The sequence below is a fragment of the Citrobacter sp. R56 genome, assembly GCF_016811995.1.
In the GTDB taxonomy this organism is placed as follows: domain Bacteria; phylum Pseudomonadota; class Gammaproteobacteria; order Enterobacterales; family Enterobacteriaceae; genus Citrobacter_D; species Citrobacter_D enshiensis.
The window spans coordinates 1,785,030-1,798,104 of record NZ_CP069159.1; the positions used below are offsets into that span (position 1 = coordinate 1,785,030).

Genomic DNA, 13,075 nt, shown 5'->3' on the forward strand with positions numbered 1-13,075 from the left:
CATGCAATACATCCAGCAACCCCAGGCGATTGAAACCAAAAGTTTCGACATCATTGGTGAGATTATTCGTGAAACCCGCCCGGATTATCAATTTGCCAGCCCGTTGCATGAAGCGATCATCAAACGGGTTATCCACACGACGGCTGATTTTGACTGGCTGGACATCTTGTGGTTTTCCAGCGATGCGCTGGAGCATCTGTGTGCGGCACTCCAGCGCCAGTGCGTTATCTACACCGACACCACGATGGCGCTTTCCGGGATCAATAAAACGCTGCTGGCCAAATTTGGCGGTGAATGCCGCTGCTACATCAGCGACCCGCGCGTGGTGAGTGCAGCAAAAGCGCAGGGGATCACCCGCTCAATGGCTGCCGTTGATATTGCGGTTACCGAAGAGTGCGAGAAGGTGTTTGTATTCGGCAATGCGCCAACAGCATTGTTCCGGTTGCTTGAACATGATGTTGCCGTCAGCGGCGTGGTCGGTGTACCGGTGGGATTCGTGGGTGCCGAAGAGTCGAAAGACGCGCTGACGCAAAGCAACCTGCCCGCTATCGCCGCATTGGGGCGCAAAGGCGGAAGCAACGTGGCTGCGGCCATCGTGAACGCCATGTTGTACCACCTGCAGGGGGCGCGATGAGCGACGCATCCTTTGATGCCCCTGTATGGCACAACGGCAAAGCGCTTCGCAAGGGGTATACCACGGGATCCTGTGCAACGGCGGCAGCAAAAGTCGCTGCACTCATGGTATTGCGCCAGCATTTGATTCATCAGGTTTCTATCGTTACCCCTTCCGGGGTGACGCTGTGTCTGAACGTTGAGTCTCCCCACATTGAAGGGCAGCAGGCCATTGCCGCGATTCGTAAGGATGGCGGAGATGATGTGGACGCCACCCACGGCATGTTGATTTTTGCCCGTGTGACGCTGAATGAAACCGGTGAGATCGTCTTGCTGGGCGGAGAGGGCGTAGGCACGGTCACCCGTAAAGGTATCGGTTTGCCTGTCGGTAGCGCGGCGATCAACCGCACGCCCCGGCACACCATTGAATCCGCAGTACGTGAAGCCATTGGTCCGGCGCGTGGCGCAGAAATCGAAATCTTCGCCCCGGAAGGTGAAGAGCGAGCGCAAAAAACCTACAACTCACGCCTCGGCATTCTGGGAGGGATTTCGATCATTGGCACGACAGGAATTGTGACGCCAATGTCGGAAGAGAGCTGGAAGCGCTCCTTGTCGCTGGAGCTGGAGATCAAACGCGCAGCGGGTCTGGACAGGGTTGTGCTGGTGCCTGGCAATCATGGTGAACGTTTTGTCCGCGAGCAGATGGGCATCGACACCCAGGTCGTCGTCACCATGAGCAATTTCGTCGGATACATGATTGAAGAGGCGGTGCGACTGGGGTATCGCCACATCGTGCTGGTGGGACACCCCGGTAAGCTCATTAAAATCGCGGCTGGGATCTTCCATACGCACAGTCATATCGCCGATGCCCGCATGGAAACGTTAGTGGCGCATCTGGCGCTCCTTGGCGCTCCGCGTGAACTGCTGACGCTCGTCAGCGACTGCGATACCACCGAAGCGGCGATGGAACATATCGACGCCTACGGGTTTCAGCGTATTTACCCGCATCTGGCCGAGCGAATTTGTCTGCGCGTCATGCAGATGCTGCGCTTTACGAAAAACCCGCCGTGCTGTGACGCCATCATGTTCTCTTTCGAGAATCAGGTTCTCGGCAGTAACCGCCCGGTCGAAGAGATTGCGAAGGAGATGCAATGTTAACGGTGGTGGGAATGGGGCCGGCAGGGCTACATCTGATGACGCCAGCCGCCCGGGAAGCGGTGGCGCAAGCCGACGTCCTGGTGGGCGGGAAACGCCATTTATCACAGTTCCCTGATTTCAGCGGCGAACAGTTTGTGCTCGGCGCCAACATTGCGGAACTGCTGGACTGGGTTGCCCGCCAGAATGATAAACGCGTGGTGATACTGGCCTCTGGCGATCCGCTTTTTTACGGCATCGGCACGCGGATGGTGGCGCATTTTGGTCTTGAGCGGGTGCGGATTATTCCGGGTATCAGCGCGGTGCAGTATCTCTGTGCGCAGTCAGGCGTTGACATGAATGATATGTGGCTCACCAGCAGCCACGGGCGCAGCGTCTGTTTTGACGAACTGGCGCGGCACAACAAGGTCGCGATGGTGACAGACACGCTCTGCGGCCCACGCGAAATAGCGGCTCAGTTAATGAAACGCGGTAAGGGACATCGCTGGATGGTGATCGGTGAAAACCTGGCGATGGAAAACGAACGGATCCACTGGCTGCCCGTCAGTGAGGTCAACAGCGACTATGAGATGAATGCAGTGGTGATCCTTGATGAAAGATGAGCTGTTCCTACGTGGAGAGAAAGTGCCGATGACCAAAGAAGTGGTTCGCGCACTCGCCCTCTCGAAACTTGAATTGCACCGCGCAAGCCATCTCATAGATGTCGGCGCTGGAACCGGAAGCGTCTCGATTGAGGCGGCGCTGCAGCATCCTTCTCTGCATGTCACCGCCATTGAGCGCAATCCCGCAGCGCTGCGACTGCTGGATGAAAACCGCCAGCATTTCGCCTGCAGCAACATTGATATCCTGCCGGGTGAAGCGCCAATGATGCTGACCGAGAAAGCCGATGCGGTGTTTATGGGTGGCAGCGGTGGTCACCTTACCGAACTGATTGACTGGGCAATGCGTCAGCTTCACTGCGGCGGCCGCCTGGTCATGACCTTCATCCTGCAAGAAAACCTCAATACCGCGCTGGCGCATCTGGAGCACATTGGCGTGCAGGACGTGGATTGCCTACAGCTACACGTTTCGTCACTGACTGCCCTCGGCAGTGGTCACTATTTCAAACCGAATAATCCTGTTTTTGTTATCGCCTGTCAGAAGGAAGAACACCATGTCTGAGACATTTGATCCCCGTAGTGTGTGGTTTGTCGGCGCAGGTCCTGGCGACCGTGAGCTGATCACCCTCAAAGGCTACCGTTTGCTGCAACAGGCGCAGGTGGTTATCTATGCAGGCTCGTTGATCAATACCGAATTACTGGATTACTGCCCGCCAGATGCCCAGTGCCACGACAGCGCGGAACTGCACCTGGAACAGATCCTCGACCTGATGGAAGCCGGAGTGAAGGCGGGAAAAACGGTGGTGCGTCTGCAAACCGGCGATGTATCACTGTACGGCTCAGTGCGCGAGCAGGGCGAAGAGTTGACCCGTCGTGGGATTGACTGGCAGGTGGTGCCTGGCGTCAGTGCTTTCCTCGGCGCGGCCGCCGAGCTTGGCGTGGAATATACCGTCCCGGAAGTGTCGCAGAGCCTCATTATTACCCGTCTGGAAGGACGGACTCCGGTACCAGAACGTGAACAACTGGAAGCGTTTGCCAGCCACCAGACGTCAATGGCTATTTATCTTTCCGTCCAGCGTATTCACCGGGTCGCGGAGCGTCTGATTGAAGGTGGATACCCGGCAACAACCCCTGTGGCGGTGATCTACAAAGCGACCTGGCCGGAAAGTCAGACCGTACGCGGCACACTGGCAGACATTGGCGACAAAGTTCGTGACGCGGGGATCCGCAAAACGGCGCTCATTCTGGTGGGGAATTTCCTCGGTGATGAATATCACTACTCCAGACTTTATGCTGCGGACTTTAGCCATGAATACCGTAAAGCCTGAGTCTATTGCGCTTTTTTGTTTGACGCCTGGCGGAGTCATGCTGGCGAAACGGCTGGCGGCAATGCTGCCGCTGACCTGCTTTACCAGTGAGAAATTGCTGGAAGAGGGGTTTGTGCCGTTTACTGACGGATTTGCCAGTACGGCACGGGACGCGTTTGCTCAATATTCGGCGCTGATTTTTATTGGCGCGACCGGTATTGCAGTACGCGTGCTCGCACCGCTGGTGAATGACAAATTCAGCGACCCGGCGGTCGTCGTCATCGATGAGCGCGGGCAGCATGTGATCAGCCTGCTCTCCGGTCATGCCGGTGGCGCCAATGCGCTCACCCGTTACCTCGCGGGCATGCTGGGCGCCGATCCGGTGATTACCACCGCGACCGATGTTAACGATATGGCTGCGCTGGATACGCTGGCGTTCCAGCTTAACGCCCGAATGAATGATTTTCGCACGGCCGTGAAAATTGTTAATCAAATGCTGGTCAGCCAGCGGCGGGTGGGGCTGTGGTGGGATGACGCGTTAGCCGAAGAGGTCAGCCACTGTGACAAACGCGGCTTTATTATCGTGACCGACCTGCAGCAACTGCCGGAGCTGGATGCGCTGATTTGCATCACGCTACGCACCGATTTACCTGCTCTGCCAGTACAGCACTGGAAACTGGTGCCCCAGCGGGTTGTCGCCGGGATTGGCTGTCGTCGGGACACGCCATTTCCGCTATTAGCCGCTCTGTTGGCGCGTCAGCTTGAAGCACAGCGGCTCGATCCGCTGGCATTAAAAGCGATCGGCAGCGTCAACCTCAAAAAAGACGAGCAGGGGCTGATTCAACTGGCCTCCTGTTGTCGTGTTCCTTTCGAAACCTTTTCCGCTGACGCGCTGCGTGAGCACGAACATCGCTTTCCTGCTTCGTCGTTTGTGCGTCAAACGGTGGGCGTCGGGAGCGTATCAGGTCCGGCAGCCTGGCTGCTGAGCCATGGACAACTGTTAGGCGAGACCCTGCGTGAGCAGGGCGTGACTATTACTTTGGGAGTTTCACACTGATGTTAACCGTAATTGGAATAGGCCCTGGCTCGCAGGCAATGATGACGATGGAAGCGGTCGAGGCACTACAGGCGGCGGAAATTATTGTCGGTTACAAAACCTACACCCACCTTGTGAAAGCTTTCACGGGCGACAAGCAGGTGATTAAAACCGGCATGTGTAAAGAGATCGAACGCTGTCAGGCGGCGATTGAACTGGCGCAGGCCGGGCATAACGTGGCGCTGATCAGCAGCGGCGACGCCGGCATTTATGGCATGGCGGGTCTGGTGCTGGAACTGGTCAGTAAGCAGAAGCTGGAGGTTGAGGTCCGTCTGGTGCCCGGCATGACCGCCAGCATTGCGGCCGCGTCTCTGTTGGGCGCGCCGTTGATGCACGATTTTTGTCACATCAGCTTAAGCGATCTGCTGACGCCATGGCCGGTCATTGAAAAACGCATTATTGCCGCAGGCGAAGCCGACTTTGTGATTTGCTTCTACAACCCGCGTAGTCGCGGTCGTGAAGGGCATCTGGCGCGCGCGTTCGAATTACTGTCGGCCAGTAAGAGCGCAGAAACCCCGGTTGGCGTCGTGAAGTCGGCAGGACGTAAGAAACAGGAGAAATGGCTGAGCACGCTTGGCGGAATGGACTTTGAACCCGTGGATATGACCAGCCTGGTGATTGTCGGTAACAAAGCCACCTACATCCAGGATGGTCTGATGATCACGCCAAGAGGCTACGTGCTGTGAGATACGGCGAGGTGCTGGTGATGGGCGGAACCAGCGATGCGCGGGCGCTGTGTCAGCAACTGGACGCGGCGAACGTCCCTTACACCCTGTCAGTGGCGACCCCCACTGGCCAGCAACTGGCGGGGGAGATTAAAGGGCAGGTGCGATGCGGTCGTCTGGAGCTGGAGCCGATGATCGCCTGGCTGCGGGACAACCGCACCCGCTGGGTGATCGATGCGTCACATCCGTATGCCGAAGTGGTGAGCCGTAACATTATGCGCGCCTGCGAAGCGGCGGGCGTGTTGCTGAGTCGCTACCAGCGCCCGGAGCAACTCAGCGACCTGACGCACCCGTTGCTTTATACCGTTCAGAGCATTGCACAAGCCTGTGATGTGGTGCAGAAGTTTGGCGATCGTGTGCTGCTGACCACCGGCAGTAAAGACCTGGCGCAATGGCGTGCAGGGCTGCCGGAAAAAACATTGCTGGCCCGTGTCTTACCCGTTCCTGATGTGATTGCGCAATGCGCAGAACTGGGATTTGGCGTAGGGGAGATCTTCGCCCTCTGCGGCCCCTTTAGCGCTGAATTTAACGCAGCGTTTTATCGCCAGTGTCAGGCCGACGTGGTGGTGACAAAAGCCTCTGGCGCAGAAGGCGGTTATCAGGAAAAAGTTCAACCCTGTCTGGATGCAGGGATCCCCTGCATCGTGATCACCCGCCCGGCGCCGCTGGTGACGGGAGACGAATTACTGGAAAGTCAGGCCGCATTTGCGCAGCGTTTAGCACGCTGGCTGGCCGCTGATTAAGGAGTCACACATGAAAAAAGCACTTCTGGTCGTCAGTTTTGGCACCAGCTATCACGACACCTGTGAGAAAAATATTGTGGCCTGCGAGCGCGATTTGGCGGCCAGTTGCCCTGACAGAGATCTGTTTCGCGCCTTCACCTCCGGGATGATCATCCGCAAACTTAAACAGCGCGATGGTATTGATATCGACACGCCGTTGCAGGCATTGCAAAAACTCGCCGCGCTGGGATATCAGGACGTTGCCATTCAGTCTCTGCACATCATTAACGGTGATGAATACGAAAAAATCGTGCGCGAAGTGCAAAGTATGCGCCCGCTGTTTTCCCGCCTGACGCTGGGCGCGCCGTTATTGAGCAGTCATCGTGATTACGCGCAACTGATGCTGGCTTTGCAGCAACAGATGCCCACGCTTGAGACAACGGAAAAGGTGGTGTTTATGGGACACGGTGCCAGCCATCATGCGTTCGCCGCCTATGCCTGCCTTGACCATATGATGACGGCGCAGGGTTTTCCGGCTCGCGTGGGGGCGGTAGAGAGTTACCCGGAAGTCGAGATTCTCATTGAGAGTCTGAGCAAGGAAGGCGTTAGCGGTGTGCATCTTATGCCGTTGATGCTGGTCGCGGGCGATCACGCCATCAACGACATGGCCTCTGATGAAGAGGACTCATGGAAAACACGCTTCAATGCCGCAGGTATTCCGGCAACGCCGTGGTTAAGCGGGCTGGGGGAAAACCCGGCGGTGCGCGCGATGTTTGTCGCGCACCTGCAACACGCGCTGGAAATGGCAGTGGAGGAAGCAGCATGAGCGGCAAACTGTATGCGTTGAGCACGGGTCCTGGTGCGTCCGATCTGATCACGGTTCGTGGGGCGCGGATCCTCGGTTCACTGGATATTTTATATGCCCCGGCCGGGCGTAAAGGCGGTGACAGCCTGGCGCTCTCCATTGTGCGTGAATATATCGGCGAACAGACAGAGGTGCGCTGCTGCCATTTCCCGATGAGTGCCGACAGCGCCGAAAAAGAGGCGGTCTGGGACGAGGTCGCCGCCGCGCTGGTCAAAGAAGTTAAGGCCGGAAAACAGGTTGGTTTTATCACGCTGGGCGATGCCATGTTGTTCAGCACCTGGGTCTTTTTACTGCAGCGTATTGGCAACCCGGAGTGGCTGGAAATTGTCCCTGGCGTCACCTCGTTTGCCGCCATTGCTGCCCGCTCAAAAACGCCGCTGGCAATGGAACAGCAATCGCTGGCCGTGATCTCCTGTACGGCACCAGAAGCTGAAATTCAGCAGGCGCTAAAGCAGCACGAAAGCCTGGTGCTCATGAAGGTGTACGGCAGATTCACGCGTATTAAAGCGTTGCTGCAACAGGAAGGCTTACTGGACTGCGCCCTGATGATGGCCGAAGCCACCCTGCCTGGCGAGCAATGCTGGCGCCATCTGGATGAGGTGAGTGATGAGCAGTCTCTGCCTTACTTCTCGACCATTCTGGTCAATAAACGGTGGGAGTATGAGGAATGATACTCGAAAAACAGCTGAAACAACTGTCATTCAGTGGGCTGGGTGCGGCGCTATTGCTGATGGTGGTTCCCGAGCAGGCGTTCGCGATGCACATCATGGAGGGTTTTCTGCCGCCGATGTGGGCGTTGGCATGGTGGCTGCTGTTTTTGCCTTGCCTGTGGTACGGACTGGTTCGCCTGCGGCAGATTGTCCAGGAAGATAACCATCAAAAAGTGCTGCTGGCGCTGTGCGGGGCATTCATTTTCGTACTCTCGGCGCTGAAAATTCCCTCCGTGACCGGGAGCTGTTCACATCCGACCGGCGTGGGGCTGGCGGTCATTCTGTTCGGGCCCGGCGTGGTGGCGGTGCTTGGCGCGATCGTTCTGCTCTTCCAGGCATTGTTGCTGGCGCATGGCGGGTTGACCACGTTGGGTGCGAATGGCATGTCGATGGCGGTGATTGGGCCGGTTGTGGGATATCTGGTGTGGCAAATGGCCTGTCGCGCAGGGTTACGCCGCGATGTTGGGGTCTTCTTGTGCGCGATGCTGGCGGATCTGGTGACCTATTTCGTCACCTCTGTGCAGCTTGGGGTCGCCTTCCCGGACCCGCAGGCGGGCGCGCCAGGATCCATCGTCAAATTTATGGGCATTTTCTGTCTAACACAGATTCCGATTGCGATCGCGGAAGGGTTGTTAACCGTCATGATCTACGACCAGTTGACCAAGCGGCGGTTGATTACCGCACAAGGACATTAGGATGAAAAAGACGCTGATATTGTTGAGCATGGTGATAGCCCTGGTGATCCTGCCGTTCTTCATTAATCATGGCGGCGAATACGGCGGTTCTGATGGAGAGGCTGAAAGCCAGATCCAGGCCATTGCGCCGGATTATAAACCCTGGTTCGAGCCACTGTATGAACCGGCCAGTGGTGAAATCGAAAGTTTGCTGTTCACCCTGCAGGGGTCGCTTGGCGCGGCAGTGATTTTCTACATTCTGGGTTATTGCAAAGGCAGACAACGTCGTGATGACCGGGCTTGACAGGCTTAGCTACCAGAGTCGCTGGTTTCATGTATCACCGGAGCGAAAGTTTTTGCTCTGGGCGGTGATGATGACGCTGGCGTTCACCCTGCCTCCCTGGGGGCAGGGCATTGAGCTTTTGCTTACTGCAGGACTGACCTGCTGGTTGTTACGCCTCTCGGTATGGCGCTGGTGCCGGTGGATGGCCTTGCCCTTTGGTTTTTTAGTGATTGGGGTGGTGACGATTCTGTTTAGCGTAAGCCGCGATCCCCAGTCGCTGTTGGTCAGTTTGCCTGTTGGACCCTACTGGTTGGGGATTACCTCTTCAGGACTTATCACCGCTAACGAAACCTTCTGGCGTAGCCTGGCCGCACTGGCGGCAACGTTCTGGCTGGTGTTGAATCTACCGTTTCCACAGCTGATTGTATTGCTTAAACGCGCGCGTGTGCCGCGACTGCTCACCGAGCAGATCCTGCTGACCTGGCGCTTCATTTTTATTCTGTTAGACGAGGCGCTTGCCATTCATCGCGCGCAAACGCTGCGTTTTGGTTATCGTAGTCTGCCGAAAAGTTACCGTTCTCTGGCGATGTTGGTCGGATTACTGTTTACTCGCGTGCTGATCCGCTATCAGCAAATGGCTACCACGCTGGATATCAAACTGTATCAGGGTGATTTTCACCTGTAAGGAAAAGCATGCTTGCCACGACAGAGCTCTGGTTTCGCTATCAGGATGAGCAGGTACTCAAAGGGCTCACGCTGGATTTTTCCGCGCATTCTGTGACCGGATTAGTTGGCGCAAATGGTTGCGGGAAATCGACGCTGTTTATGAACCTGAGCGGCCTTCTGCGCCCACAAAAAGGGGCGGTTCTGTGGCAGGGGAAACCGCTGGATTACAGTAAGCGCGGCCTGTTGGCGTTGCGCCAGCAGGTAGCTACCGTCTTTCAGGACCCCGATCAGCAAATTTTCTATACCGACATTGATAGCGACATTGCGTTTAGCCTGCGTAATCTGGGCGTGGCGGAAGCCGAGATAGCCCGACGTGTTGAGGATGCGCTGACGCTGGTGGATGCCCAGCATTTTCGCCATCAACCGATCCAGTGTTTAAGCCACGGGCAGAAAAAACGGGTGGCGATTGCGGGGGCGATGGTTTTACAGGCCCGTTATTTGTTGCTGGATGAACCGACGGCAGGTCTTGACCCTGCTGGCAGAACGCAAATGATCGACATCATCAAGCGGATTGTGGCGCAGGGGAATCACGTCGTCATCTCCAGCCACGATATTGATCTCATTTATGAAGTCAGCGATGCGGTATATGTCCTGCGCCGTGGCGAAGTGCTGGCGCACGGCGAGCCGGGCGAGGTATTTTCCCGAACTGAATTAATCGAACAAGCTGGGTTAACGCAGCCCTGGCTGGTGAAACTGCATGCCCAATTGGGTCTGCCGCTGTGTAAAACCGAAGCTGAATTTTTTAGTCGTATGCGAGAGAACGCACTGAAGGAGGCGTCATGACGCAGGCAATAATGTTGCAGGGAACGGCATCTGATGTGGGTAAAAGCGTGCTGGTGGCAGGACTGTGCCGTATTTTTTATCAGGACGGTCTGCGTACGGCGCCTTTTAAATCGCAGAATATGGCGCTGAACTCCGGTATCACGCCGGATGGCAAAGAGATGGGCCGTGCGCAGATCTTTCAGGCGGAGGCCGCAGGGATCACACCCGACGTGCGGATGAATCCGGTGCTGCTAAAACCCACCAGCGATCGCAAAGCGCAAGTGGTACTGATGGGTAAAGTCGCCACCGATATGGATGCCGTCAGCTACCACGAATATAAACCGCGGCTACGGGAACAGATCCTTGAGGTATATACCAGCCTGGCGCAGGAACATGACGTCATCGTGCTGGAGGGGGCGGGCAGCCCGGCAGAGATAAACCTGCGCGATCGCGACATCGTCAATATGGGGATGGCGGAGATGGCAAAATGCCCGGTGATCCTGGTGGCGGATATCGATCGGGGCGGGGTCTTCGCCTCCATTTATGGCACGCTGGCCCTGCTGCACGACCATGAACGCGCCAGAGTGAAAGGGGTCATCATCAACAAATTCAGAGGTGATGTGGCGCTGCTTTACTCCGGCATTGAACAAATTGAGTCATTGACCGGGGTGCCGGTGCTGGGGGTCATGCCCTGGCTGGATGTGGATCTGGAAGATGAAGATGGCGTGGCGCTGCAAAAAGGGAAATATCTGCGCACCGAAAAACGCGATATCGATATTGCAGTTGTTCAACTGCCGCACATCTCAAATTTTACCGATTTCAACGCGCTGGCAGCCCAACCGGATGTCCGGGTACGCTACGTGCGGCATCCTGAAGAGCTGGAAACCGTCGATTTGGTTCTCCTGCCCGGCAGTAAAAATACGCTGGGCGATCTGGTGTGGATGCGCGAAAGCGGTATGGCGCATGCTGTTTTACAGGCACATCAACGCAGCGTGCCCATCATGGGCATTTGCGGCGGCTACCAGATCCTCGGCGATACCATCATTGATGACGTGGAGTCCGGGCTGGGCACGCTGCCGGGGCTTGGCTTACTCAACACCGTCACCCATTTTGCGCAGCATAAAACCACGACCCAGGTAGAAGCGACAATGTCGTCTGCGCTGCCCGGATGGCTGGCTGCGGCTTCAGGTTTACCCGTACGTGGTTATGAAATTCATATGGGTGAAACCACGCTGAACGAGGACAGCCGTTCAGTGATGCAGTTGCAAAAAAACGGGCAAGATGTGGCGGATGGCGCCGTGACAGAGGATGGACTGGCGTTTGGCACCTACCTGCATGGCCTGTTTGATAGCGATGATTTTACCCGTGCTCTGCTCAATGGCCTGCGCGTGCGTAAAGGCCTGGAACCCCTGGATATGACTTTTCAGTATGGGCAGTACAAATTGCAGCAGTTCGATCTGCTGGCAGAAGGGATGCGTGAACATATTGATATTGATAAGATTTATCAAATCATGCAACAACATCAGGAGCCTGTATGATGATTCTGGTAACGGGCGGAGCGCGCAGTGGAAAAAGCCGACATGCCGAAGCGCTGATTGCGGATTCGCCGCAGGTGTTATACATCGCAACGTCTCAGGTCTTTGACGAAGAGATGGCGGCGCGAATTCAACATCATCGGGACGGACGACCGGCGCACTGGCGTACCGCCGAACGCTGGCAACAGCTTGATGAGCTGATAACGGCGCAAAACGATCCCGATGAGGCCATTTTGTTGGAGTGCATCACGACAATGGTGACCAACATGCTGTTTGCGTTGGGGGGCGAGAGCGATCCCGATAGCTGGGATTATGCGGCGATGGAACGCGCCATTGAGGACGAGGTCCACGCGCTGATTGCTGCCTGCCAGCGCTGTCCTGCAAACGTGGTGCTGGTGACCAACGAAGTTGGGATGGGCATCGTCCCGGAGAACCGTCTGGCGCGCCATTTTCGCGATATTGCCGGCCGGGTTAACCAACGTCTTGCCAGCGCTGCCGATGAGGTATGGCTGGTGGTGTCAGGTATTGGAGTCAAAATTAAATGAGTAAGTTGTTCTGGGCAATGCTTTCGTTTATCAGTCGTTTGCCCGTTCCCGTCCGCTGGTCGCAGGGGCTGGATTTCGATCAATATTCACGCGGCATTGTGATGTTTCCGCTGATTGGTCTGGTGCTGGGTGGGTTAAGTGGGCTGGTGTTTATGGCTGTGCAACCCTGGTGCGGCATTCCTCTGGCGTCACTGTTTGCGGTGCTGACGCTGGCGCTCTTAACGGGTGGTTTCCATCTGGATGGCCTTGCCGATACCTGCGATGGCGTATTTTCTGCGCGTCGCCGGGAACGCATGCTGGAGATCATGCGTGACAGTCGTCTGGGAACGCATGGCGGACTGGCTCTGATTTTTGTCTTGCTGGCGAAGGTGCTGGTAGTCAGTGAACTGGCGCTGCGGGGAACGCCTGTACTGGCGTCGCTGGTCGCTGCCTGTGCCGCAGGGCGAGGCATTGCCGTATTGCTGATGTACCGTCATCGCTATGCCCGCGAAGAAGGGCTGGGCAATGTGTTTATCGGCAAAGTCACCGGGCGACAGACCTGCGTCACGCTAGGTTTAGCGGCGATTTTGGCCGCCGTGCTGCTGCCGGGTATGCAAGGGCTGGCGGCGATAGTGGTCACCATGGTGGCGATTTTCATTCTTGGTCAATTACTTAAACGTACGTTGGGTGGACAAACTGGCGATACGCTGGGCGCGGCTATCGAACTTGGTGAGTTAATCTTCCTGCTGGCTCTGCTGTGAGTCAGCCAACACAATGAGA

At 56.5% G+C, this 13,075-nt stretch carries 17 protein-coding genes; all 17 read left to right on the top strand.

The genetic code is table 11. The features are described from left to right. Nucleotide 1: 1 nt before the first annotated feature. Genes JM656_RS08455 through cobS form a run of 17 tightly spaced genes read left to right on the top strand, consistent with a single transcriptional unit; the run spans nt 2 to nt 13,056 of the window. Entirely contained in the window at nt 2-634 is a 633-nt protein-coding gene (locus tag JM656_RS08455) for a cobalt-precorrin-8 methylmutase (protein ID WP_203360778.1), read from the top strand. Continuing rightward, complete coding sequence (gene cbiD, locus JM656_RS08460; protein WP_203360779.1) at nt 631-1,770, top strand: cobalt-precorrin-5B (C(1))-methyltransferase CbiD; 1,140 nt, start codon at nt 631-633, stop codon at nt 1,768-1,770. The genes JM656_RS08455 and cbiD overlap by 4 nt, the downstream gene beginning before the upstream one ends. Next, nucleotides 1,764-2,369 (top strand): cobalt-precorrin-7 (C(5))-methyltransferase, encoded by a 606-nt coding sequence (locus JM656_RS08465; protein WP_203360780.1) that lies wholly within the window; start codon nt 1,764-1,766, stop codon nt 2,367-2,369. Before cbiD ends, JM656_RS08465 begins: the two co-directional genes overlap by 7 nt. Beyond that, the gene (locus JM656_RS08470; protein ID WP_203360781.1) at nt 2,359-2,928 is read left to right on the top strand and encodes a decarboxylating cobalt-precorrin-6B (C(15))-methyltransferase; all 570 of its coding nucleotides are present in this window, start codon (nt 2,359-2,361) and stop codon (nt 2,926-2,928) included. Before JM656_RS08465 ends, JM656_RS08470 begins: the two co-directional genes overlap by 11 nt. Continuing rightward, entirely contained in the window at nt 2,921-3,694 is a 774-nt protein-coding gene (locus JM656_RS08475) for a cobalt-precorrin-4 methyltransferase (RefSeq protein WP_203360782.1), read from the top strand. The genes JM656_RS08470 and JM656_RS08475 overlap by 8 nt, the downstream gene beginning before the upstream one ends. Further along, the gene (gene cbiG, locus JM656_RS08480) at nt 3,675-4,730 is read left to right on the top strand and encodes a cobalt-precorrin 5A hydrolase (protein WP_203360783.1); all 1,056 of its coding nucleotides are present in this window, start codon (nt 3,675-3,677) and stop codon (nt 4,728-4,730) included. The genes JM656_RS08475 and cbiG overlap by 20 nt, the downstream gene beginning before the upstream one ends. Then, the gene (locus JM656_RS08485) at nt 4,730-5,455 is read left to right on the top strand and encodes a precorrin-3B C(17)-methyltransferase (RefSeq protein WP_203360784.1); all 726 of its coding nucleotides are present in this window, start codon (nt 4,730-4,732) and stop codon (nt 5,453-5,455) included. The genes cbiG and JM656_RS08485 overlap by 1 nt, the downstream gene beginning before the upstream one ends. Then, entirely contained in the window at nt 5,452-6,237 is a 786-nt protein-coding gene (locus tag JM656_RS08490) for a cobalt-precorrin-6A reductase (protein WP_203360785.1), read from the top strand. The genes JM656_RS08485 and JM656_RS08490 overlap by 4 nt, the downstream gene beginning before the upstream one ends. A 10-nt stretch (nt 6,238-6,247) precedes the next feature. After that, entirely contained in the window at nt 6,248-7,042 is a 795-nt protein-coding gene (locus tag JM656_RS08495; RefSeq protein WP_203360786.1) for a sirohydrochlorin cobaltochelatase, read from the top strand. Next, on the top strand, nt 7,039-7,752 hold the full coding sequence (locus JM656_RS08500) for a cobalt-factor II C(20)-methyltransferase (protein ID WP_203360787.1): 714 nt from the start codon (nt 7,039-7,041) through the stop codon (nt 7,750-7,752). The genes JM656_RS08495 and JM656_RS08500 overlap by 4 nt, the downstream gene beginning before the upstream one ends. Continuing rightward, a complete protein-coding gene (gene cbiM, locus JM656_RS08505) occupies nt 7,749-8,486 on the top strand; it encodes a cobalt ECF transporter S component CbiM (protein ID WP_203360788.1) in 738 nt (245 codons plus the stop codon). The genes JM656_RS08500 and cbiM overlap by 4 nt, the downstream gene beginning before the upstream one ends. A gap of 1 nt (nt 8,487) precedes the next feature. Further along, nucleotides 8,488-8,769, top strand: a complete 282-nt coding sequence (locus JM656_RS08510) for an energy-coupling factor ABC transporter substrate-binding protein (RefSeq protein ID WP_203360789.1) — start codon at nt 8,488-8,490, stop codon at nt 8,767-8,769. Further along, nucleotides 8,756-9,433, top strand: a complete 678-nt coding sequence (locus tag JM656_RS08515; RefSeq protein WP_203361246.1) for an energy-coupling factor ABC transporter transmembrane protein — start codon at nt 8,756-8,758, stop codon at nt 9,431-9,433. The genes JM656_RS08510 and JM656_RS08515 overlap by 14 nt, the downstream gene beginning before the upstream one ends. Before the next feature lie 8 nt (nt 9,434-9,441). Continuing rightward, nucleotides 9,442-10,257, top strand: coding sequence for an energy-coupling factor ABC transporter ATP-binding protein (locus JM656_RS08520; protein ID WP_203360790.1), 816 nt, complete (start codon nt 9,442-9,444; stop codon nt 10,255-10,257). After that, entirely contained in the window at nt 10,254-11,774 is a 1,521-nt protein-coding gene (locus JM656_RS08525; RefSeq protein WP_203360791.1) for a cobyric acid synthase, read from the top strand. Before JM656_RS08520 ends, JM656_RS08525 begins: the two co-directional genes overlap by 4 nt. Then, the gene (gene cobU, locus JM656_RS08530) at nt 11,771-12,316 is read left to right on the top strand and encodes a bifunctional adenosylcobinamide kinase/adenosylcobinamide-phosphate guanylyltransferase (protein ID WP_203360792.1); all 546 of its coding nucleotides are present in this window, start codon (nt 11,771-11,773) and stop codon (nt 12,314-12,316) included. Before JM656_RS08525 ends, cobU begins: the two co-directional genes overlap by 4 nt. Then, nucleotides 12,313-13,056: an adenosylcobinamide-GDP ribazoletransferase gene (gene cobS, locus JM656_RS08535; protein ID WP_203360793.1), complete on the top strand. Its 744-nt coding sequence runs from the start codon at nt 12,313-12,315 to the stop codon at nt 13,054-13,056. Before cobU ends, cobS begins: the two co-directional genes overlap by 4 nt. Nucleotides 13,057-13,075: the final 19 nt, after the last annotated feature.

Bases quoted from the DNA above. Each gene is read 5' to 3' on its own strand.
- JM656_RS08475 (WP_203360782.1), top strand. From the start codon at position 2,921: ATGTCTGAGACATTTGATCCCCGTAGTGTGTGGTTTGTCGGCGCAGGT.
- cbiM (WP_203360788.1), top strand. From the start codon at position 7,749: ATGATACTCGAAAAACAGCTGAAACAACTGTCATTCAGTGGGCTGGGT.
- JM656_RS08485 (WP_203360784.1), top strand. From the start codon at position 4,730: ATGTTAACCGTAATTGGAATAGGCCCTGGCTCGCAGGCAATGATGACG.
- JM656_RS08455 (WP_203360778.1), top strand. From the start codon at position 2: ATGCAATACATCCAGCAACCCCAGGCGATTGAAACCAAAAGTTTCGAC.
- cbiG (WP_203360783.1), top strand. From the start codon at position 3,675: ATGAATACCGTAAAGCCTGAGTCTATTGCGCTTTTTTGTTTGACGCCT.
- JM656_RS08470 (WP_203360781.1), top strand. From the start codon at position 2,359: ATGAAAGATGAGCTGTTCCTACGTGGAGAGAAAGTGCCGATGACCAAA.
- JM656_RS08500 (WP_203360787.1), top strand. From the start codon at position 7,039: ATGAGCGGCAAACTGTATGCGTTGAGCACGGGTCCTGGTGCGTCCGAT.
- JM656_RS08515 (WP_203361246.1), top strand. From the start codon at position 8,756: ATGACCGGGCTTGACAGGCTTAGCTACCAGAGTCGCTGGTTTCATGTA.
- cobS (WP_203360793.1), top strand. From the start codon at position 12,313: ATGAGTAAGTTGTTCTGGGCAATGCTTTCGTTTATCAGTCGTTTGCCC.
- JM656_RS08520 (WP_203360790.1), top strand. From the start codon at position 9,442: ATGCTTGCCACGACAGAGCTCTGGTTTCGCTATCAGGATGAGCAGGTA.
- JM656_RS08510 (WP_203360789.1), top strand. From the start codon at position 8,488: ATGAAAAAGACGCTGATATTGTTGAGCATGGTGATAGCCCTGGTGATC.
- JM656_RS08465 (WP_203360780.1), top strand. From the start codon at position 1,764: ATGTTAACGGTGGTGGGAATGGGGCCGGCAGGGCTACATCTGATGACG.
- cbiD (WP_203360779.1), top strand. From the start codon at position 631: ATGAGCGACGCATCCTTTGATGCCCCTGTATGGCACAACGGCAAAGCG.
- JM656_RS08495 (WP_203360786.1), top strand. From the start codon at position 6,248: ATGAAAAAAGCACTTCTGGTCGTCAGTTTTGGCACCAGCTATCACGAC.
- cobU (WP_203360792.1), top strand. From the start codon at position 11,771: ATGATGATTCTGGTAACGGGCGGAGCGCGCAGTGGAAAAAGCCGACAT.
- JM656_RS08525 (WP_203360791.1), top strand. From the start codon at position 10,254: ATGACGCAGGCAATAATGTTGCAGGGAACGGCATCTGATGTGGGTAAA.